This window comes from Dietzia kunjamensis, from assembly GCF_045689975.1.
Classification (GTDB): domain Bacteria; phylum Actinomycetota; class Actinomycetes; order Mycobacteriales; family Mycobacteriaceae; genus Dietzia; species Dietzia kunjamensis.
Genome location: NZ_CP143297.1, coordinates 1,572,018 through 1,592,018, shown reverse-complemented (window position 1 = coordinate 1,592,018; position 20,001 = coordinate 1,572,018). Strand labels below are relative to the sequence as shown.

Here is a 20,001-nt window from a genome sequence, read left to right as displayed (position 1 = left end):
CATGACAGGATCGACGGACGACACCGCGGGGCAGGTCGACACCGTGGGGCAGGTCGACGCCCTGCTCGTGCTCTCATTCGGCGGGCCGGAGGGGCAGGAGGACGTGATCCCGTTCCTGGAGAACGTCACCCGGGGCCGGGGGATCCCGCAGGAGCGCCTCGAGGAGGTGGCCACCCACTACCGCCACCTGGGCGGCCGCAGCCCGATCAACGACCTCAACCGCGAGATCATCGCGAATGTCGAGGCCGAACTGGCCCGCCGCGGCCGCGACCTGCCCGTCTACTTCGGCAACCGCAACTGGACCCCGTACCTCGAGGACACCCTCATGCGGATGAGAGACGATGGCGTCCGCACCGCGGCGGTGTTCGTCACCTCGGCATGGGGTGGATACTCCGGGTGCGCGCAGTACCACGAGGACATCGAGCGGGCACGGGGCGCGGTCGAGAACGCTCCCACGCTCGTGCGCCTGGGACAGTTCCACGACCACCCGAAGTTCGTCGATCGCTTCGCCGCCGACCTGTCACGTGCCCTCGACGACGCGCGGCAGCTGGCCCGGGACGCCGACTCCGACGGTGCCGGGGTCGGCACGAGTGGAGAACCCCGACTGGTGTTCACCGCGCACTCCGTCCCGAACACCGCCGACGCCACCGCCGGCCCCAAGAGGCTCGGCGGTCACCTCTACAGCCGTCAGGTCAAGGACGCCGCGCGTCTCGTCGCCGCAGCGGCCGGGGTGGACGAGTACGACGTTGTGTGGCAGTCCCGGTCGGGGCCACCGAGCGTGCCGTGGCTCGAACCGGACGTCGTGGACCACGTCCGGGACCTCGCCACGCATCGGGGGATACGTGACGTCGTCGTGTGCCCGATCGGCTTCATCTCCGACCACGTCGAGGTGATCTGGGACCTCGACACCGAACTCGTCGAGGACACCGACGACCTCGGGGTGCGCATCACCCGGTGCGCGACCCCGGGCCCGTCGCGCGAGTTCACCGAGATGATCCTGCAGATGCTCGACGAGGTCGAGACGGGAGAGCGGATCGAGCGGCTCGGTGACGTGCCGTCCCTGGGCTGTACCCGGAACGGCGCCCGGTGCGCGGTCAACTGTTGCCCGGCCCCCTCGCGGAGAGCGTGACCTGACGCGCCGACGGTCCCGGTCCCCGGGCGTGGTCAGAAGGTTCTCAGCGCCGCCTCGCCGGCCGCGGCCACCGTGGACCGACGGGCGGCGTCCTTCACCGCGACGAGACGCCGGAGGACCGGCTCGCGCGCGGCGGGGTCCACCCCGACCTCCGGCTGCGCCAGCGCGACGGAGGTGATCGCCTCCACCCGGTCGATCCTGTCCACCAGTTCGAGGACGCGGGACGGGAGCCCGGCCGGCAGGCGGGTGACGTGGGAGCGGATGTCGATCCGGGCCACGTCGTTGGTGCGTACGGCGGTGCGTTCGATGAGGTCGGCGGCCTCCACGACGGCTCCACCCAGGTCGGCGAGCGCCTCCGAGGGGCCGGCCGGTTGGGGTGCGACGGGGCAGTCATGGACCCCGCGGGCCCGCCACCGCAGCACATCCGGATGCGGCTCGACGCAAGTCAGGCACACGGCGTCCCGTGAGTCGGGGTCGCGGACGAGGATTCCCCATCCGGCGTCGGCCACGTCCGAGCGGACCGCCGGAACCGGCGGGAGGCTCGAGGAGTCCCCGGGCGCCGTCGTCAGCAGGGACAGCGCCTCCGGCGCGGGGTACGAACGCCCCGCGCGCCGCAGCGTCGTGACGAGCCCGGGCAGGAGTCCTGCCGGGCCGGCGGCGGGGGAGACCTCGGCCAGCATCGGGACCGGCGCTCCGACGATCTCCAGCAGGTGCGACTCCGCCAGACCGGAGACGTACGAGGTCAACTCGTCGAACGGTTGATCCGCCCACGCGGTGCGCAGGAGGTACAGCGGCAGCGGCCACGCCGGGGACAGCGCGGTACTGCGGGTGAGGGGTCGGGACATGACGATCAATCCTACCGGCGGTGTGCCGCCGGCACCCCCGGCGCGGCGACGGCTACCGTGTCTGGCCATGGCAGACATGTACGGCTCCGACATCCTGTCCGGCACGGCGCGACGCCGCCGCCCGGAGGTCCCCGTCGTCGACGCCGAACGGGACCTGGTGGTGGAGGACGCCGAATCCGGGTTCTGCGGCGCCGTGGTTGGTTTCGACCGGTCCTACGACGGCGAGTTCGTCAAACTCGAGGATCGGCGCGGTCGGGTGCGCCTCTTCGCGATGACCCCCTCGGCGTTCCTCATCGACGGCTCCCCGGTCACCCTGCGGAAGCCGGCGCCGGCAGCGCGGCGGGGGCCCGCGGTCACCGCGTCGGGGTCGCGGAAGGTCGAGGGTCTGCGGGCCCGCACGGCCCGCGCGGGGCGCATCTGGGTCGAGGGCATCCACGACGCCGCGCTCGTAGAGAAGATCTGGGGCCACGATCTGCGGGTCGAGGGCGTGGTGGTCGAACCGCTGCACGGGATAGACGATCTGCACGCGCTGGTCACCGAGTTCGGCCCCACCCGTCAGGCGAGACTCGGCGTGTTGGTGGACCACCTCGTCGAGGGCAGCAAGGAATCGCGGATCGTCGCCGGACTGGGGCAGGACGTCCTCGTGACCGGCCACCCGTACGTGGACATCTGGCAGGCGGTCAAACCCTCCGCCGTGGGGATCCGCGAATGGCCGGTGGTCCCCCGCGGCGAGGACTGGAAGACGGGGATCTGCCGGCGGCTGGGCTGGGGCGAACCCGCGGACGGGTTCCGCCACGTGCTCGCCTCCGTGAGCACCTACCGGGACATCGAACCCGCGTTGCTAGGAGCGGTGGAGAGGTTGGTCGACTTCGTCACCGAACCGGCCTGACCGGCAGCGTGGCGTCGAGGACCATCCCCACCAGTCCGATCAGGGCGAACCCAGCGGTGGCCCACAGTGCGGCCGTGCCGTCACCCTCGGTCAGGGAATGCCCCAGGAGGACCGCGGCGACGGTCCCGGGCGCACTGCCGATGAGGGTGGCCAGCAGGAACTGCGGGTAGGAGATCGAGGTCAGCGCGGCGGCGTAGTTGACCACCGAGAACGGCACCGCGGGTACCAGCCGCAGACTGCCCACCGAGAGCCACCCGCGCCGACGCAGTCGTGCGTCGATCGAGGCCACCCGCGGATCCGCACGCAGCGCGGCTGTCCGGTCGTGACCGAGGCGACGGACCCCGGCGAACGCCAGTGTCGCCGCGATGCCGGTGGCCACGAGAGACCACGGGATGGCCACGGCCGGGGTGAACAGGACCGCGGCGGTGTAGGTGAAGGTCGACCGGGGGATGGGCGAGACCGTGACGAGCGCGTAGGCGGCGAAGAAGGCAAAGGGGAACCACGGACCCAGTCGCGTGGCCCAGTCACGGAACTGCTCCAGCCCCGGGGTCGGCACGAGGGTCGCGACCAGGACCACCAGCGCGACGGCCGCCACCCACGCCAACACCCGGTTCCGCACCGGGACGACTGTAGTCGCCGTGGTGCGGACGTCGTCCCCCACAGGTCCCCCTCACCGCGAGGGCGTGTTCCGGCCCCGGTGGGGCTGGACTAGAGTCCGGGGGTGACCCCCTTCACTCCACACGAGAACGAGGTACCGGTGACCAGTTCGACCACAGGCCCAGACCTTCGCTCCTGGTACACCTCTGTGGGAGCCGTCCTCGCGAAGGCCGCCCGCAAGGATCCCGCCGACATGCCCGAGGACGCCTGGCGCGCACTGGTCGCCACCACACGCGACGGCATCGAGATCAACCCGCTGTACACGCGGGAAGACGAGATCGCCGAGCGCCCCGCGCCCGGGCAGTTCCCGTACGTCCGCGGCGGGGACCGGTCGGGGCTGCCCGAGAGCGGCTGGCACGTCAGCTCGCGCATCGAGGTCACGGGGGAGGCCTCGGAGGTCAACACCGAGATCCTGGACCTGTTGAACCAGGGTGCCTCGACACTGTGGCTGTCCGCCGAGCCCGCCGAGCTGGGCGCGGTCCTCAAGGACGTCTACCTGGATCTGGCACCGGTCACCTTCGATTCCGGTGCCGGCCTGGTCGAGGTCGCCGAGTCGTTCCTCGCCCTCCTCGACGAGCGCCGCACCGCAGGTGACGGGGTCGTCGACCGCGCCGCCGTCGTCGCCGACCTGGGGGCCGCGCCCGTGACCGCCGCCTACGCGGGGACCGGCACGATCGAGCTCGACGCCGCGGTGCAGCTGGCCACGCGCGTCACCGAGCGCGAGGAGACCATCCGGACCTTCGTCGCCGACGGCACGGTCTTCCACGCCGACGGCGCCGGCGACGCCCAGGAGTTGGCCTACGCCGTGGCCGCCGGACTGGAGTACGTGCGGGCGCTGATGTCGGCGGGACTGTCCGCCGCCGCCGCGCTGCGCCAGATCTCGTTCCGGCTCGCCGCCACCGATGACCAGTTCGCGTCGATCGCCAAGTTCCGCGCGGGACGGCTCATGTGGGCCCGCGTCGCCGAACTCCTCGGCGCTCCCGAGGCCGGTGGCGCTCCGCAGCACGCGGTGACCTCCATGGCGATGATGTCGCGCCGGGACCCGTGGGTGAACATGCTCCGGACCACCCTCGCCGCGTTCGGCGCCGGGGTCGGCGGCGCCACCTCGGTGACGGTCCTCCCGTTCGATGCCTCGGTGCCGGGGGGCCTCGAGAGCACCTCCCGAGCCTTCGCCGCGCGTATCGCCCGCAACACCCAGCTCCTGCTGCTCGAGGAGTCGCACCTCGGCCACGTCGTGGACCCGGCCGGTGGCTCCTGGTACGTCGAGTCGCTCACCGACGCGCTCGCCGACGCCGCGTGGTCGGCGTTGCAGACGATCGAGGCGGAGGGCGGCCTGACCGCCGCGATCTCCTCGGGGACCGTCGCCGACGCCATCGCCCGCGTACGCGAGGCACGCGACGCCGACATCGCCCACCGCACGGCTCCGATCACCGGTGTGTCCGAATTCCCCGATCTCGACGAGCAGCCCCTCGACGCCTCCCGCCGTGGCGGCGACGACTACCGCTACGGCCGCGCGTTCGAGGACCTGCGGGACCGGTCCGACGCGCACCTGGAGGCCACCGGCTCCCGCCCGACCGTCCTGATCGCGGGCCTCGGCCCCCAGGCCGAGACGACTCCCCGCGTGACGTTCGTGGCCAACCTGCTCGCCGCCGGCGGCATCGAGGCACGCAATCCGGTCGTCACCGAGGCCGGGCAGTACGCCGGGGCGCACGAGGGCGAGCGGATCGCCGTGCTCTGCGGCGCGGACAAGCGCTACGCGACCGAGGGCGCCGACGCCGTCCGCGCCCTCCGGGACGCCGGGGTGTCGACGGTGTACCTCGCCGGCGCCGAGAAGGGCTTCCCCGCCGACGCCACCGACCGCCCGGACGGGTACCTGGCCCTCGGCATCGATGCCGTCGCCGCCCTGACCACCCTCCTCGACCAGCTGGGAGTGCAGTGACATGACGACCTTCCCCGATTTCAGCACCACCCCGTTGCGGGAGACCTCCGAGGGGGCGCCCCTGCCGGACGGTGTCGAGACCACGGCCGACCACGAGGTGGGTCCCGGCGTCGACGCGGACCCGACGTGGGAGACGCCGGAGGGTATCGACGTCAAGCGCGTCTACACCAAGGCCGACCGTGACGCCGTGGAGGCGGGCACCGCCCCGACCGACGACGGCGAGGAGGTCACCCCCTTCCCGTTGGACACGGTGCCGGGTGCGGCACCCTTCCTCCGCGGGCCCTACCCGTCGATGTACGTCAACCAGCCGTGGACCATCCGCCAGTACGCGGGGTTCTCCACGGCCGCCGAGTCCAACGCCTTCTACCGGCGCAACCTCGCAGCCGGCCAGAAGGGCCTGTCGGTCGCGTTCGACCTGGCCACGCACCGTGGGTACGACTCCGATCACCCGCGGGTCGCCGGCGACGTCGGCATGGCCGGGGTGGCGATCGACTCCATCCTGGACATGCGCGAGTTGTTCGACGGCATCGACCTGTCGTCGGTGTCGGTGTCGATGACGATGAACGGCGCCGTCCTGCCGATCCTCGCGTTCTACGTGGTGGCGGCCGAGGAGCAGGGGGTGACGCCGGACCAGCTCGCGGGGACCATCCAGAACGACATCCTCAAGGAGTTCATGGTCCGCAACACCTACATCTATCCGCCCAAGCCCTCCATGCGGATCATCTCGGACATCTTCGCCTACACGTCGAAGATGATGCCGCGCTTCAACTCGATCTCCATCTCCGGTTACCACATCCAGGAGGCCGGTGCGACGGCCGATCTCGAGCTGGCGTACACGCTGGCCGACGGCGTGGAGTACCTCCGCGCCGGTCTGGACGCCGGGTTGGACATCGACAAGTTCGCGCCCCGCCTGTCGTTCTTCTGGGCCATCGGCATGAACTTCTCCATGGAGATCGCCAAGCTGCGCGCGGGGCGTCTGCTGTGGAGCGAGCTGGTCGAGAAGTTCGGGCCGAAGAACGCCAAGTCCAAGTCGCTGCGGACCCACTCGCAGACGTCAGGGTGGTCCCTGACCGCGCAGGACGTCTTCAACAACGTCGCGCGGACCTGCATCGAGGCCATGGCGTCCACCCAGGGTCACACGCAGTCGCTGCACACCAACGCCCTCGACGAGGCGCTGGCTCTGCCCACCGATTTCTCCGCGCGGATCGCCCGCAACACGCAGTTGCTCCTGCAGCAGGAGTCCGGGACCACGCGGCCGATCGACCCGTGGGCCGGCTCGTACTACATCGAGTGGCTCACCGCCCAGCTCGCCGACAAGGCCCGTCTGCACCTCCTCGAGATCGAGGAGGCCGGCGGCATGGCCCAGGCGATCGGGGAGGGCATCCCCAAGCTCCGCATCGAGGAGGCCGCCGCCCGGACCCAGGCGCGCATCGACTCCGGTCGTCAGCCCGTGATCGGCGTGAACAAGTACGTTGTGACCGAGGACCAGGAGATCGACGTCCTCAAGGTCGACAACTCCCGGGTCCGCACCGAGCAGCTGGCGAAACTGGACAAGCTGCGGGCGGAACGGGACGAGGACGCCTGCCAGGCAGCCCTCACCCGCCTGACCGAGGCCGCCTCCGGCGGGGCGAGCAGCGATATGGACAACAACCTCCTCGCCCTCGCGATCGACGCGGCCCGCGCGTACGCCAGCATCGGGGAGATCTCCGACGCGCTGGAGAAGGTCTACGGTCGTCACAAAGCGGAGATCAAGACCCTGTCCGGTGTATACCGGCAGGAGGTCACCAAGGAGGGCGCCGTGGACAACGTCACCCGGGCCATGCGGATGGCCGACGCGTTCGCCGAGCAGGAGGGGCGCCGTCCCCGCATCCTGCTGGCCAAGATGGGACAGGACGGCCACGACCGCGGTCAGAAGGTCGTGGGCACCGCGTTCGCCGACCTCGGGTTCGACGTCGACATGGGCCCGTTGTTCCAGACGCCGGAGGAGGTGGCCCAGCAGGCCGCCGACGCCGACGTGCACGTTGTGGGCGTGTCCTCCCTGGCCGCGGGTCACCTCACCCTGGTACCCGCACTGCGTTCGGCGCTCGCCGGGGTGGGGCGCGAGGACATCATGGTCACGGTCGGTGGCGTCATCCCACCGGGTGACTTCCAGGAGCTCTACGATGCCGGGGCCGCCGCGATCTACCCGCCGGGCACCGTGATCGCCGAGGCCGCCATCGGGCTGCTCGACGCGCTCGCCGGCGAGCTCGGCCACGACCTCTCGTCGGCCGCCTCGGGTGAGGGGGCCGGCTCGGAGGTGACGTCCTGACCCGCCTCGGCTCCGGACCCGACCCGGCCGGTTCGGGCAACCTGTCGGGCAGTCTGTCTACCACGGCCGGCACCGGCTCGGTGCGTGGACCGGTGCCCTCGGCCACCGGGCCACGTCCGCGGCGCGAGATCGATGTCGACGCACTGCTCGCCGGCGTGCTCGAGGACCACCGCCCGGTCCTTGCCCGCGCGATCACACTGCTGGAGTCCACGAACCCGGCGCACCGGGAGAAGGCCCAACAGCTCCTGTTGGGCGCGCTGCCGCACGCCGGTGGGGCGCTGCGGATCGGCATCACCGGGGTGCCGGGGGTCGGCAAGTCGACGTTCATCGAGTCCTTCGGCCTGTACCTGGTGGAGCAGGGCCTCAAGGTCGCGGTCCTCGCCGTCGACCCGTCGTCCACCCGCACCGGCGGCTCGATCCTCGGCGACAAGACCCGCATGGCCACCCTGTCCACGGAACCGAGGGCCTACATCCGGCCCTCGCCCACGTCCGGCACGCTCGGGGGCGTGGCCAAGGCCACGCGGGAGACGATGGTCCTGCTCGAGGCCGCCGGGTTCGATGTGATCCTCGTGGAGACCGTCGGTGTCGGCCAGTCCGAGGTGACGGTGGCCGGGATGGTCGACTGCTTCACGTTCCTCACCCTCGCCCGCACCGGCGACCAGCTGCAGGGCATCAAGAAGGGTGTCCTCGAGTTGGCGGACATCGTCGCGGTGAACAAAGCGGACGGCCCGCACGTCAAGGACGCCACGCGGGCCGCCCGCGAACTCGGGGCCGCCCTACGGTTGGTGCGTCCTGCCGACGCGGTGTGGAAGGTGCCCGTCCTCACCATGTCGGGACTGGAGGCCGAGGGACTGGACCGCTTCTGGGACGCCGTCCGCTCGCATCAGGACACGATGAACGGGATCGGTGAGGTGGAGGCGCGGAGGGCGCGTCAGCAGGTGGACTGGACGTGGTCCATGGTCCACGACACGCTGATGGCCCGGCTGGCCGCCGACCCGGAGGTGCGGAAGATCGCCCCGGAGGTGGAGCAGCAGGTGCGCGAGGGCACGCTGACCGCGGCCCTCGCGGCGCAGGCCATCATCGACGCCTTCGACTCCTGAGCCCCGCCGGGCACCGTCTTGCGCAGTGCGCAATGCGCAGGCTTCGCACCGCCCCCGACCGCCCCCGACCGCCCACACCAAATCCGCTACTCGCACTGCCAATCTGCTACTCGGAATCGGGTAGCGGATCCGGAGGGAGAGTAGCGGATTTCGTGTGCCGCGGCGTGGTCAGCGTTTGCGCAGTACGAACCCGACCGCGCTCATGTGCTGGTCGTGCGCGACGAAGGTCCTGCGCATGGCGAGAACTCGTCGGCGGGCGTCCGCGTCGCGGAGGAGGTTTCGGACGATCCGGGCCACGCCGACGATGCCCTCGTCGGCGAGGACACGGCGGGGCTGGAGCAACGCCATCGGGCGGAGTTCGGTGCTCTCGACCTCGAAGCCGGCCTCGTCGAACAGGTGGGTCCACTCCGCTACGGTCAGTGGCCGCGCGTTCACTCGGATCGAACGGGCGAGGTCCTTGCGGATACCCGTCTTGATCTCGTCGTCCAGGGTGTCGGGGACCAGGCACAGTTCGTGGACCAGGTACCGCCCGTCCGTCCCGAGCACCCGGCTGGCCTCGGCCACGATCTGCCGCTTGGCCGAGTCGCCCTGCATGGTGAGCATGGCCTCGCCCACGACGATGTCGGCGGACGCGGTCTCCAGACCGGTTTCCTGGGCAGTCGCCACCACCAGTTCACCCCGGCCTCCGATTGCGTGGCGCGCGACGGCGACGGCGTCGGCATCCGAGTCCACGCCCACATACGAGGCCGGGCTCTCGTCGAGCAGCAGTGTCGCTGTCAACCCCAGTCCGGGAGCGAACTCCACTACGCGTTTGCCCGTCACGGTGGTGGCCGAGACGAGCCAGCCGGACAGTTCCTTACCGCCCGGACGAAGGACCTTCTTGCCCATACGCGCCAGGAGCCAGTGCCCGGCGACGGACTCGGGGTCCCGGTCGTGCTGGGGGAGCGGACTGGCGGTCATGTGGGATCCTCCTCGGGGATACGGCGCCGACACCTGGAGGTCGCGGCGTGAGGTTAGCCTAACCTCCCTTGGGTCGGGGGGGGGGGGGGGGGGGGGGGGGGGGGGGGGGGGGGGAAGGCGAGTCGAGCTACGCGACGCACGAGCTTCAGGCGTCCCACCAGCGCTGCAGGAGGTAGTCACGCTCGGCGTCGTTGCGGCTGAGCGCGTGGGCACGGGCCCACGCCTGACGCGCCTCCTCCGGACGCCCGAGCAACTCCAGGGTGACCGCCCGCGCCTCGTGGAACGGGTGGTGCTCGGCGAGCGCCGGGTTGTCCGCGGACAATTCGTCCAGGTGGGCGATCCCCGCCTCCGGCCCGTCTCGTCGCCCGATGGCCACCGCCCGCGCCATCCGGACCACCGGGCCGGGAGCGAGGATCACGAGCACATCGTAGAGGGCCACGATCTGCCGCCAGTCCGTCGACGCGAAGTCAGGGGCCTCGGCGTGCACGGCGGCGATGGCGGCTTGAACGGAGTACGGGCCCGGGCCGCCCGCGGCAGCCTGCTGTGCGAGCGACAGGCCTTCCTCGAGCAGAAGACGGTCCCACGTGCGGCGGTCCTGGTCCGGCAGGGGAACAGGCATCCCGTCGCGACCGGTCCGTGCGGACGCCCGGGCCTCGATCAGCACCATCAACGCCAGCAACCCGGTGACCTCGGACTGCGTGGGAATCAGACGATGGACGATCCGGGCCAGCCGGATCGCCTCCTGCGTCAGATCCCTCCTCAGGTGGTTCGCCCCCTCCGTGGCGGCGTACCCCTCGGAGAAGACCAGATAGATCGCCGCCAGGACGGACGAGAGCCGATCGGGAAGCTCCGCGCTCCCGGGTACCCGCACCGGGATCCGGGTGACCCGCATCCGCTTCTTCGCCCTGACCAGCCGCTGCTGCATCGTGGGCACCGGCACCAGGAACGCCTGGGCGATCTCGGCGGTGGTCAGCCCCGCCAGGTACCGGAGCGTGAGCACGACCTGCTCCTCGACCCTCAGGGTGGGGTGGCAGCAGGCGAAGAACAGCTCGAGACGCTCATCCGGAATCTCGTCCGGATCCGCGGGCGAGACCTCCACCGCACGGGCCACCCGGTGTTCCTGCTCGACGTGCAGCCGGGCCAACCGCTCCGTCAAAGCCCTCTGTCGCCGGAGTCGGTCGATCGCCTTCCGCGCCGCGGTGGTCATGAGCCAGGCCAGGGGCTTGTCCGGCACACCGGTGACCGGCCACTTCTCCAGCGCGGCCGCGAAGGCGTCCTGCGTCGCGTCCTCCGCGAGGTCGAGGTCGCCGAACCGCGCCACGAGAGCCGCGAGCAGTCGCGAGCGGTCCTCCCGGAGCAGCGCGCCGAGTACGCCGCGAACCGCCAGACCAGGGGCCGCGCTCTCGCACTCCCCGGGTCGGCGGTCACCGGGCGCCCCGCGCTCGGTGCCCACGGCGTCTCCTGGTCCCTCGGTCACCGGTGCCCGGCGTCCGTCAGTACTCTGCGATGGCCCGGACCTCGACCCGGCCACCATGCACTCCCGGGCATCGCCGCGCCCACGCGAGCGCCGCGTCGATGTCGGGCACGTCGATGATGATCGTGCCCCCGACGAACTCGCGGCTCTCCGCGAACGGACCCGAGGTGATGACAGGGTCGCCGCCACCGGCGGGGGCCGCGAGACTGACCGCGGTCTCCGGGTCGTGCAGGGCGAAACCGCCGGCGAGGACCCCCGCGGCCTCGAGTTCGGCATCGAACGCCATGAACTCCTCCGGTCCGGGCCCCTCGACGGCACCCTCCGGCCCGGCCTCCCCGCACCGGACGTCGTCGATGTTGCCGAAGAGTAGAAGCACGTACTTCATGTCGATCTCCTGACTGTGACTGGTGGATGCCGGCCGCGGTGAAGTGCGCCGACACCTTCATGACGAACGGGCGCCCGAAGATCGACAGGTCCGCAGAATGAATCTCTGCGCTCGCGGATTCCGCTCCCGGGGCATCCGCGCAGGAGATGTCGCCCGCGGCTGTCCCAGAGGCCGCGCGACTACACTCTCACGGGCACACGAGGCTCACAGGCTTCAGTGTCGGATGCACACGCCGGCATGCTCACCGACACGCGACAGCTCGTCTGTGAATGACGCACACGCGAACCGAGTCAGACAGGAGACGACGGGGGGAGACGACAGATGCCGACTCCGAGCCCGCCGACGCTCCGGTTCAGTACCGTTCGTCCGGCACCCGACGGCTCCGCGAGCGCATCGCGAACAGCAGACCGATCACGAAGAGCACCACACCGGCCACCATCAGGATCACCGCGAGGGTGTTCGAGTCGATACCCGGAATGCTGATCTCGACCGCGTACATGAGTATCGCGCCGAGCACCACGAGGACCACTCCGCCGCCGATGTAACCCATAGCTGTTCTCCTTCGTCGTGAGCGTGCGCGTGTCCGCGCTTGTGCGCTCACCCTACGAGAGCACGGCGCCGAATTCAGGCGTGCGGGGAGAGCAGCTTTCGTGCCGGTTCCTCGATGAACCGGTGGCTCGCTGCGCCCGCGGCCAGCGAGCCGGCCACGGTGACGGGCCAGATGACCCCCATTCGCTGGTCCCATAGCCGCGTGCGGGTGAGGGGGAACGCGGCGTGCAGGACGAGCTGATGCCACAGGAAGATTCCGTACGACCAGGTGCCGACCTTCTGCAACGGCGCGGACTCCAGGACCGGGAACCGCGTGCCCTCCGGGGCGAGGACCACCGGGGCCAGGACGAGGAACGCCATCGTGCCCGCCAGACCGGTCCGGGCCGCGAACTCGACGGGGCCCGGGTGGACGAATCCCTCGGAGAACCATCCGGGAACGGTGGTGGCGACCAGGGCAGCGCCGCCGGCGAGCCACCACCCCCACCTCGCGAGTCGATCGCGACACATCCGGGCGAGCGTGCCGGGGGGCGCGGTGACGACCTCGGCCAGCAGCATCCCCGCGGCGAACCAGGCGGCGAACGACGGCGGGAGGATCTGGACGTTGACGTCGGCCGGCAGGATGCCGAGGGCGTGCCACGGGAGCATCGGGAACACGAGACCCGAGGCACCGAACGCGGCGATCGCCGGGATACGCCACCGGGCGGAGTCGCCGCGCAGGTCCTTCATCGCGGTCCACAGCAGCGGGAAGGCGAGGTAGTACGCCATCTCCACGGCCAGCGACCACGCGTGCGTCAGCCCGGCGACGAGGAAGTTCGACGTGTAGATCTGCGTGAGGGTCAGGTTGGCGATCCAGGAATCCGGGCCGTTGACGTGGTTCTGCTCGAGCAGCAGCATCGCGGCGGCGACCAGCACCGCGTACGACGGCAGGATCCGCACGAGACGCGAGCGGAGGTACTCGCGGGTCGGCCGGGCGGTTCCCGGCTCGTCCCTGCGCGCGTGGGCGGCGTGGGCTCGCCACAGCAGGAACCCGGATTTGGCGAAGAAGACGGCGACCGCCAGGTCGAGTCGCCCGAACAGCCGTTTGACGGGTGACCCGGTGGACGCGCGGGTGACGAAGGCGACGTGGGTGGTCAGCACCCCGACGGCCGCGAGGCCACGGATCCCCTCGAGGGCGGGGACGAATCCCCGGGCCCCGGCGAGTCGGCGTGGCGCCGAGCCGGCCGAAGTCGCGTCCCTGCCCGCCGGGTATCCCGAACGGGTGGCCGTCGCGTGGCCCGCACCCTCGGAGGACGCCGCACCGGGGCCTGCCGCCGGTACGGTCACCTCGGCGCGTTGCCGGATCCGCCTACGCACGGTCTCCCGCGCGGTGGCCACGGCGTTCCGGACGGTGGCCACCGCAGGCTCGGCCTCGCCGGAGGCCACCGCTGCGCGACGTGCGGAGACCCCGGCGACGACCGCCCCGCCCGCGACGACGATCAGGGCGGTGGCGACAGACCTCATGGACTCTCCCGGGGCGGTGAGGTGGGATGACGGCGGTGCCCGGGAGGGCCCAGAGGCCGCCCGGAACATCCGGAGGAGCCTAACACCGGTTCTAGTTCCGTCCATCGACCGCCCGCGCCTCCGTGTCCGATCACTCCGGGGGCGGGCCGGTGGTCGGTCGGCACCGGTTTTCGTAGGGTGGCATCACCCGTTTCCCGATCGGAGAGCCATGACCGACGCCCCCACCGACCCCGGGTCCGACGCCGTGGACGACCACCCGCCGGAGGCCGTGGACGTCCTGGTGATCGGCGGGGGCCCGGCGGGCCTGTCGGCCGCCACCTGGGTCGGCCGGTATCAGCGCTCCACCCTGCTCGTCGACGCCGGGTGCCAGCGCAATCTCGCGGCGCAGCGGATCCACGGCATGCTCGGCACCGGCCCCACCACACCCGCCGAGTTCTACGCCGACGTCGACGAGGGTCTTCGCGAGTACCCGACCGTCCGACGACTCGGTGGAGTCGTCACCGACCTGGTCAGGGAATCCGACGACCGGTTCGTCGCCCGGATCGCACCCGGCGCCACAACGGATGGTGGTGACGAGAACCCCGTCACGGTCACCGCCAGGCGGATCATCCTCGCCACCGGCGTGCGCGACCGGCTACCCGACCTCGCGGGGATCGACGACCACTACGGGGTCGACGTGCACCACTGTCCCGCCTGCGACGGCCTCACCGCCGCCGGCCGGCGGATCATCGTGCTCGGCGTGGGCGCGCATGTGCCCGCCTACGCGTCCGAATTGCTGGACTGGGCGTCGGAGGTGGTCATCGTCACCGAGAGCGACTCCGACCCGGCCTTCGACGACGACCAGCGGGCCGCCTGCGCCGAGCACGACATCGAGGTGGTCGACGGGGTCGCCCGGGAGCTCGTCGGCGACCCCGGCCAGCTGGAGGGGGTCCGGCTCGCGGACGGGAGGGTGATCGCGGGGTCGAAGGTGTTCTTCTCCTACGCGCACCACCCGACGAACGAGCTCGCGACGTCCCTGGGCTGCGAGCTGGACGACGAGGGCGGTCTCACCGTCAACGCGATGCAGCTGACCAGCGTCGACGGCGTGTACGCCGCCGGCGACATCGTGACCGGCCTGCAGCTCGTGCCGATCGCCGTGGGCACCGGCGCCGCGGCCGGCGTGGCGTGCGCGACCTCGCTGCGCGGGCACGCCACCGCCGAGTGCGTTCCCGACCCGGCACCGCCGACCCGGAACTTCACGCGGCCGGACAACTAGCCGGGCCGGCCCGCCACCGAGACGATCGCCGCGCAGATCTCGTCCAGGACCGCGTCCGGCCCACCCGGCACCAGCACGTCGGTCGCGATGCGGGCGTTGTCCACCCGGCGCCGGTGCCCGCGGACGTCCGCCACCGTCATGCCGCGAGTGTGCTCGCCCGAGCACTCGACCCGTACGTTCGCCGGCGCGGCCATCACCGCCTCCGGGTGCAGGGCCATCCACGCGACGAACGGGTCGTGGACCTGCGCCAGGTATCCCTCCCCGACGGAGTCGTGGAACTCGAAGTAGAACCGCAGGGCCTCGGTCAGCCGCCGCGCCAGCGGGGAATCCGTGGCCTCGAGCAGCCACTCCGACCGCTCGGGGGTCCATACCGCGCGTTCGGTGAGGTTCAACCCGCACCACAGCGGGGTCGGCACCGCGGGATCGGCGGTGCGCGCGTCCTCCCACGCCCGGCACACGCGGTCGGCGGCCTCGGGGTCCACGTCGACGTTCCATTCGCTGACCGGCGTGGTGTTGCCCGGATGCCCACGGAACGTCCCGCCCATCACCACCAGCCCGCCCAGCAACCGGGGGAGTGCGGGGTCCAACGCCAGGGCATGGGCCAGCGTGGACGAGGGGCCGGTCACGATCCCCACCAGCTCACCGGGATGTGCGCGCGCCGCGTCCACCCAGAGTCGCGCACCGTCGCGCGGATCGACCGACCTCGTCGTCGTCGCCCTCGTCGTCGTCAGTTCGGCGTACCCGGCCCCGCGGGGGCCGTGCGTCTCGGGGGTGAGCACGTGGGGCACGGCGATCGGGCCGGGCGCGCCGGCGGCCACCGGGAGCCCCGGCGCGCCCGCGAGGTCCAGCCACGCACACGCGTTGGCGACCGTGTCCTCCGACCCGACGTTGCCGGCCGTGCACACCACGCCGGTCAGGTCGGTCCGCCCGGCACGGTGCTCGGCCACCAGGTAGGCGATCGCCAGGGCGTCGTCGATGCCCGGGTCGCAGTCGAGCAGCACCGGGGTGCGGCTCACCGCGAGCGGCCCCGGGACAGCAGGACGTCGCGGGTCACCTGCAGCTGGCCGGTGTGGGCGGCGACCTCGTGCAGGATGTGGCCCACAACCCACTCCGGGGTGAAGGTCCCCGCCCGGCGCGCGGCGTCGACGTCGACCGTGGTCCCGGCGGGAGTGGCAAGCTCGCCGCGCTCGGCCGCCGCGGCAACCCACTCGGGCAGCCGTGCGATGAGCGCGCCCAGCCGGTCGAGCTCCGGCCCCACCGGTCCGGTGAAGGCGAACTCGGCGTCACGATCCCGGACGATGTCCTCACCACCCAGGCAGGCCGCACCCCAGGAGGCGAGCACCCCGCACAGGTGGTGGACGAGCGCGGCGGCGGAGTTGGTGGGCCACTCGGACCCCTCGTCGGTGGGCCGCGAGTGCACCAGCGTGTCGGGCCCGTCGCCGCCGAGATCGGCCACCGCGGCGCGGATCGTGGGCAGCAGCTCGTCGGCGAGGATCCGGCGGGCGGCGTCGACGATCACGGCGGGGTCGACGTTCACCACGGGCTGGGCTCGAAGTCCTTGAGGAAGCAGCCGTAGAGGTCCTCGCCGGCCTCGCCGCGGACGATCGGGTCCACCACGCGGGCGGCGCCGTCGACGAGGTCCAGGGGCGCGTGGAAGCCCTCCTCGTGCAGCCGGACCTTGGTGGTGTGCGGGCGCTCGTCGGTGATCCAGCCGGTGTCCACGGCGGTCATGAGGATGCCGTGTTCGGTGAACATCTCCTCGGCGGAGGTGCGGGTGAGCATGTTCAGGCCCGCCTTGGCCATGTTGGTGTGCGGGTGGCCGGCGCCCTTGTAGCGCCGCGAGAACTGTCCCTCCATGGCGGAGACGTTGACGACGTACTTGCGGCGCGCCTTCGAGGCCGCCATGGCGGGGCGCAGGCGGGAGACGAGGATGAACGGCGCCACCGAGTTGGCGAGCTGCACCTCGAGCATCTCCATCGGCTCGACCTGCTCGACCGTGGCCACCCAGCTGTTGTGGTCCACCACGTCCGGCAGCAGCCCGCCGGCGTCGATGGCGGTCCCGGCGGCCATCCGCTCCAGCGAGGACGAGCCGGCCTGCAGCGCCAGGGTCGCGATGTGGTCGGCCTCGCGCTCGGCCTCCTCGGACCCGATCAGCGCGGACTCGCCGCCCATGAGCGCGGCCGGGTGCAGCTCGGAGGTGCGGCCCATGGTGACCACGGGGATGTCGGCGGCGCGGCCGGTGAGGGCGGCCGACTCGCCCTCGACGAGCCCGGAGTACGACCCGGGGGAGCGGCGCACGGTCTGTGCGGCGTTGTTGATGAGGATGTCCAGCGGGCCGCCGGCGGCGACCTCGTCGGCCAGCGCCACGACCTGGGCGGGGTCGCGCAGGTCGACGCCGATCACGTGCACGCGGTCGGCCCACTCGGAGTGGTCGTCCATCGAGGCGAACCGGCGGGCGGCGTCGCGGGGGAAGCGGGTGGTGATGGTGACGTCGGCGCCGGCGCGCAGCAGCATCAGGGCGATGTACATGCCGATCTTCGCGCGGCCGCCGGTGAGCAGGGCCCGCCGGCCGGTCAGGTCCATCTCGGGATCCCGCCGGGCCCGGTTGAGCGCGGCGCACCTCGGGCACAGCTGGTGGTAGAAGGCGTCGACCTGGGTGAAGCGCTGCTTGCAGACGTAGCACGCCATCGCGCGCTGGAGGTGGCCGGCGACGGCGCCCGGGGTGGTGGAGACCAGGCGGATGCCGGCGGTCTCGTCGTCGATGCGGGTGGGTGAGCCGGTCGCGGTGGCCTCGATGACGGCCTTGTCCGCCTCCTGGCGAGCGCGACGCACCTCGGCGCGGCGCGTCTTCTTGAGGAGCTTGAACATGTGGCCGACCGACCGCTGCACCCGGATGGAGTCGGGGTGGTCCTCGCCGAGCGCGGCGGCCTGGTCGAGGACGCGCAGGCAGATCTCGAGGTCGCCCGGGTCGATACCGCTCGGGTCGATACCGCCTGGATCGAAACTGTCTGGGTCGATGCCGGTCACCCCGATACGGTACGACGACGAGGTGGTCAGCCCCTAAACCGTCCGCCCCCGCAGGGTGGACACGTCGCCGGCACGCAACCCGGTGAGCACGTGCTCCACCGCCCGCAGGTGATGGTCCCGCCCGGAGAGGACGGCGGTGGGGGCGAAGCCGTGGCCCGCGGCGTACGCCTCGGACACCAGCTGGGCGTGGGCCTCCACGGGCAGCACGCCCGGGCCCTGGCCGGCGGGGGCGTCGTGGGCGCCGCGGGCGAATGCCGCCCGCCAGTCGTAGGCACGTCGTCCCAGGCGGAGCTGCTCGCCCAGCGCCCGCACCACGTAGCGGGGCCCGAGATACCGGCCCTGCCAGATGTGGGTCAGTTCGTGCACCAGGGTCGGGGTGGCCCGTAGCCGCGTGGGGCCGGGGTCGGTCATGACCACGATCCCGGGGTCGGCGCCGAGATAGATCAGGCCCGGCAACGCGAACGCACGCCGGTGTGGGACTCCCGGAACGTGGCCGCGGCGGATCACGACCGGCGTGGGGTCGATCGTGCCCGCGAAGAACCCGTCGAGATCGACGCGGACCTCCGACGGCAGGTCCAGCGGCGGCGGAGCCAGCCCCAGGGCGTCCAGGCCCCGGTCTGCGGCGCGGGCGGCAGCTGCCAGGGCCCGTCCCGCCGCATCGCCCGGTCGGCCGGCGCTCGCCCTCACGGCGTCCCGCCGGTGACCGAACGGTTGTACTCCAGGGCCGGCGCGAGCCACCCGGCCAACTGATCGTCCGTCGCGATCGACGACGGCTCCACGGTGATCCACCCGGGCCCCATGTCCCGCCCGGCGCCCATCTCGGCCCGGATCGCGCCGGGCAGGGCCATGAGCTCATCGTGCCGGTCGGGGGAGACCCTCACGAGCAGTGACCCGTCCCGTCCGGCGCTGACCGCGATCTTCTCGGACACCATGACGCAGTGGCCGCCGAACATCGACACCTCGCGGGTCACCGGCTCATCGACGAGGAGTTCGCGCAGGCGGTCGATGAGCTGCTGCTGAGCGGGGGGCGGTGTGCGGGGTGTGCGGGCCATCGGGCGACCTCCCCAGCAAAACTCACCCAGAAACAAGTGGGCCCCGGATCCTCACGGATCCGGGGCCACTTCTACTGTCTCGACACAGTGTGCGCGAGGGGGGACTTGAACCCCCACGTCCGTTAATAGGACACTAGCACCTCAAGCTAGCGCGTCTGCCATTCCGCCACTCGCGCTCGCACACTGGTGACCTCCACCGGCTCGTGTCCGGCTTGGTCGTGCGAGGAATGACATTAGCCGATGCCCGAACCGTGGACCAAATCGGGGTCCCGCCGCGGCTCCCACCGCCGGGTCATCGCTGGTAGACAGGGCTGGTAGACAGGGACGTGACCGGATGGAGGACCACTCCACACCGCCACGATCGCAGGAGGATGACGATGACCGACTTCCGTGTGCCCGACCCCTACGCCGCACTCCCGGATCTACCGGCCCTCGAGGTGACGAGCGAGTCGTTCACCGAGGGTGCCACCCTGTCGGCCGCGCAGCTCGGCGGGAAGATGGGTGTCGAGGGCGGCGAGGACAGGTCGCCACAGGTGAGCTGGAGCGCGGGTCCGGAGGGTACGAGGACCTACGTGGTCACCGTCTTCGACCCGGACGCCCCCACCGCGTCGGGCTTCTGGCACTGGTCGGTGGCCAACATCCCGGCAGAGGTGACCTCACTGCCCGAGGGCGCGTGCACGGGCGACGACACCTCGGGCCTCCCCGAGGGCGCGGTCGTGGTCCGCAACGACGCCGGCTTCAAGGGCTTCGTCGGCGCGGCCCCGCCGGCGGGCCACGGGCCGCACCGCTACATCCTCGCCGTCCACGCGGTGGGCGACGAGATCGAGCTCGGTGACGACGCCTCGTGCGCGTTCGTCGGGTTCAACCTGTTCGGCCAGGGCCTGGCCCGCGGCACGGTGACGGGGATCTTCGAGCAGTAGCGCTCAGTA

Annotated in this window: 19 protein-coding genes and 1 tRNA gene; 7 read left to right on the top strand and 13 right to left on the bottom strand. The window is 71.7% G+C overall.

Annotation, left to right across the window (positions count from 1 at the left end; all coding sequences use genetic code 11):
• The first annotated feature begins 1 nt into the window (after nucleotide 1).
• Entirely contained in the window at nucleotides 2–1,129 is a 1,128-nt protein-coding gene (locus VZF99_RS07430; protein ID WP_407335998.1) for a ferrochelatase, read from the top strand.
• Between the two features lie 35 nt (nucleotides 1,130–1,164).
• Here VZF99_RS07430 and VZF99_RS07425 read toward each other — a convergent pair whose 3' ends face one another.
• The gene (locus VZF99_RS07425; RefSeq protein ID WP_256819313.1) at nucleotides 1,165–1,977 is read right to left on the bottom strand and encodes a hypothetical protein; all 813 of its coding nucleotides are present in this window, start codon (nucleotides 1,975–1,977) and stop codon (nucleotides 1,165–1,167) included.
• A gap of 76 nt (nucleotides 1,978–2,053) precedes the next feature.
• Between VZF99_RS07425 and VZF99_RS07420 the strand changes: the two genes are divergently transcribed.
• A complete protein-coding gene (locus VZF99_RS07420) occupies nucleotides 2,054–2,866 on the top strand; it encodes a DUF3097 domain-containing protein (protein ID WP_325768049.1) in 813 nt (270 codons plus the stop codon).
• Here the strand turns inward: VZF99_RS07420 and VZF99_RS07415 are convergent.
• Nucleotides 2,850–3,485 carry a TVP38/TMEM64 family protein gene (locus VZF99_RS07415; RefSeq protein WP_407335997.1) on the bottom strand — a complete coding sequence of 212 codons (636 nt, stop codon included), beginning with the start codon at nucleotides 3,483–3,485 and terminating at the stop codon, nucleotides 2,850–2,852. The two genes, VZF99_RS07420 and VZF99_RS07415, sit on opposite strands and share 17 nt — an antisense overlap.
• A gap of 138 nt (nucleotides 3,486–3,623) precedes the next feature.
• Here VZF99_RS07415 and VZF99_RS07410 point away from each other — a divergent pair, with 138 nt between their 5' ends.
• The 3 genes from VZF99_RS07410 (at nucleotide 3,624) to meaB (ending at nucleotide 8,870) form a co-directional block, all read left to right on the top strand.
• Nucleotides 3,624–5,462 carry a methylmalonyl-CoA mutase family protein gene (locus VZF99_RS07410; RefSeq protein WP_407336095.1) on the top strand — a complete coding sequence of 613 codons (1,839 nt, stop codon included), beginning with the start codon at nucleotides 3,624–3,626 and terminating at the stop codon, nucleotides 5,460–5,462.
• A gap of 1 nt (nucleotide 5,463) precedes the next feature.
• Entirely contained in the window at nucleotides 5,464–7,770 is a 2,307-nt protein-coding gene (gene scpA, locus VZF99_RS07405) for a methylmalonyl-CoA mutase (RefSeq protein WP_096905466.1), read from the top strand.
• A gap of 92 nt (nucleotides 7,771–7,862) precedes the next feature.
• On the top strand, nucleotides 7,863–8,870 hold the full coding sequence (gene meaB / locus VZF99_RS07400; RefSeq protein WP_407335996.1) for a methylmalonyl Co-A mutase-associated GTPase MeaB: 1,008 nt from the start codon (nucleotides 7,863–7,865) through the stop codon (nucleotides 8,868–8,870).
• A gap of 168 nt (nucleotides 8,871–9,038) precedes the next feature.
• Here the strand turns inward: meaB and VZF99_RS07395 are convergent, their stop codons facing one another.
• The 5 genes from VZF99_RS07395 to VZF99_RS07375 all read right to left on the bottom strand — a co-directional run bounded on the left by VZF99_RS07395 (nucleotide 9,039) and on the right by VZF99_RS07375 (nucleotide 13,738).
• Nucleotides 9,039–9,830, bottom strand: coding sequence for a class I SAM-dependent methyltransferase (locus VZF99_RS07395; RefSeq protein WP_069390477.1), 792 nt, complete (start codon nucleotides 9,828–9,830; stop codon nucleotides 9,039–9,041).
• A gap of 145 nt (nucleotides 9,831–9,975) precedes the next feature.
• Nucleotides 9,976–11,217, bottom strand: coding sequence for an RNA polymerase sigma factor (locus tag VZF99_RS07390; protein ID WP_407336094.1), 1,242 nt, complete (start codon nucleotides 11,215–11,217; stop codon nucleotides 9,976–9,978).
• 106 nt (nucleotides 11,218–11,323) lie between these two features.
• On the bottom strand, nucleotides 11,324–11,689 hold the full coding sequence (locus tag VZF99_RS07385; protein ID WP_268092082.1) for a YciI family protein: 366 nt from the start codon (nucleotides 11,687–11,689) through the stop codon (nucleotides 11,324–11,326).
• 352 nt (nucleotides 11,690–12,041) lie between these two features.
• The gene (locus tag VZF99_RS07380) at nucleotides 12,042–12,239 is read right to left on the bottom strand and encodes a hypothetical protein (protein ID WP_067714393.1); all 198 of its coding nucleotides are present in this window, start codon (nucleotides 12,237–12,239) and stop codon (nucleotides 12,042–12,044) included.
• Nucleotides 12,240–12,313: 74 nt separating this feature from the next.
• Nucleotides 12,314–13,738: an acyltransferase gene (locus VZF99_RS07375; protein ID WP_163375773.1), complete on the bottom strand. Its 1,425-nt coding sequence runs from the start codon at nucleotides 13,736–13,738 to the stop codon at nucleotides 12,314–12,316.
• 208 nt (nucleotides 13,739–13,946) lie between these two features.
• On the opposite strand from VZF99_RS07375, the gene VZF99_RS07370 reads away from it, so the two are divergent.
• Entirely contained in the window at nucleotides 13,947–14,993 is a 1,047-nt protein-coding gene (locus VZF99_RS07370) for an NAD(P)/FAD-dependent oxidoreductase (protein ID WP_407335995.1), read from the top strand.
• On the opposite strand, the gene VZF99_RS07365 is transcribed toward VZF99_RS07370, so the two are convergent.
• The 6 genes from VZF99_RS07365 to VZF99_RS07340 form a co-directional block, all read right to left on the bottom strand.
• Nucleotides 14,990–16,009, bottom strand: coding sequence for a nucleoside hydrolase (locus VZF99_RS07365; protein ID WP_185950525.1), 1,020 nt, complete (start codon nucleotides 16,007–16,009; stop codon nucleotides 14,990–14,992). The genes VZF99_RS07370 and VZF99_RS07365 overlap by 4 nt on opposite strands.
• On the bottom strand, nucleotides 16,006–16,533 hold the full coding sequence (locus VZF99_RS07360) for a DUF664 domain-containing protein (protein WP_185950526.1): 528 nt from the start codon (nucleotides 16,531–16,533) through the stop codon (nucleotides 16,006–16,008). Before VZF99_RS07360 ends, VZF99_RS07365 begins: the two co-directional genes overlap by 4 nt.
• Nucleotides 16,527–18,020: an SDR family NAD(P)-dependent oxidoreductase gene (locus VZF99_RS07355; RefSeq protein ID WP_407335994.1), complete on the bottom strand. Its 1,494-nt coding sequence runs from the start codon at nucleotides 18,018–18,020 to the stop codon at nucleotides 16,527–16,529. Before VZF99_RS07355 ends, VZF99_RS07360 begins: the two co-directional genes overlap by 7 nt.
• A 33-nt stretch (nucleotides 18,021–18,053) precedes the next feature.
• Nucleotides 18,054–18,707, bottom strand: a complete 654-nt coding sequence (locus tag VZF99_RS07350) for a hypothetical protein (protein WP_407335993.1) — start codon at nucleotides 18,705–18,707, stop codon at nucleotides 18,054–18,056.
• Complete coding sequence (locus VZF99_RS07345; RefSeq protein WP_185950528.1) at nucleotides 18,704–19,072, bottom strand: TfoX/Sxy family protein; 369 nt, start codon at nucleotides 19,070–19,072, stop codon at nucleotides 18,704–18,706. The genes VZF99_RS07350 and VZF99_RS07345 overlap by 4 nt, the downstream gene beginning before the upstream one ends.
• A 90-nt stretch (nucleotides 19,073–19,162) precedes the next feature.
• Nucleotides 19,163–19,248 (bottom strand) — tRNA-Leu (locus VZF99_RS07340).
• 201 nt (nucleotides 19,249–19,449) lie between these two features.
• Here VZF99_RS07340 and VZF99_RS07335 point away from each other — a divergent pair.
• Complete coding sequence (locus VZF99_RS07335; protein ID WP_067714407.1) at nucleotides 19,450–19,992, top strand: YbhB/YbcL family Raf kinase inhibitor-like protein; 543 nt, start codon at nucleotides 19,450–19,452, stop codon at nucleotides 19,990–19,992.
• The last annotated feature ends 9 nt before the right edge of the window (nucleotides 19,993–20,001 follow it).

Coding starts and splice junctions, on each gene's coding strand:
- VZF99_RS07395 (WP_069390477.1), bottom strand. CDS start 9,830: ATGACCGCCAGTCCGCTCCCCCAGCACGACCGGGACCCCGAGTCCGTC.
- VZF99_RS07380 (WP_067714393.1), bottom strand. CDS start 12,239: ATGGGTTACATCGGCGGCGGAGTGGTCCTCGTGGTGCTCGGCGCGATA.
- VZF99_RS07335 (WP_067714407.1), top strand. CDS start 19,450: ATGACCGACTTCCGTGTGCCCGACCCCTACGCCGCACTCCCGGATCTA.
- VZF99_RS07345 (WP_185950528.1), bottom strand. CDS start 19,072: ATGGCCCGCACACCCCGCACACCGCCCCCCGCTCAGCAGCAGCTCATC.
- VZF99_RS07385 (WP_268092082.1), bottom strand. CDS start 11,689: ATGAAGTACGTGCTTCTACTCTTCGGCAACATCGACGACGTCCGGTGC.
- scpA (WP_096905466.1), top strand. CDS start 5,464: ATGACGACCTTCCCCGATTTCAGCACCACCCCGTTGCGGGAGACCTCC.
- VZF99_RS07425 (WP_256819313.1), bottom strand. CDS start 1,977: ATGTCCCGACCCCTCACCCGCAGTACCGCGCTGTCCCCGGCGTGGCCG.
- VZF99_RS07430 (WP_407335998.1), top strand. CDS start 2: ATGACAGGATCGACGGACGACACCGCGGGGCAGGTCGACACCGTGGGG.
- VZF99_RS07375 (WP_163375773.1), bottom strand. CDS start 13,738: ATGAGGTCTGTCGCCACCGCCCTGATCGTCGTCGCGGGCGGGGCGGTC.
- VZF99_RS07420 (WP_325768049.1), top strand. CDS start 2,054: ATGTACGGCTCCGACATCCTGTCCGGCACGGCGCGACGCCGCCGCCCG.
- VZF99_RS07370 (WP_407335995.1), top strand. CDS start 13,947: ATGACCGACGCCCCCACCGACCCCGGGTCCGACGCCGTGGACGACCAC.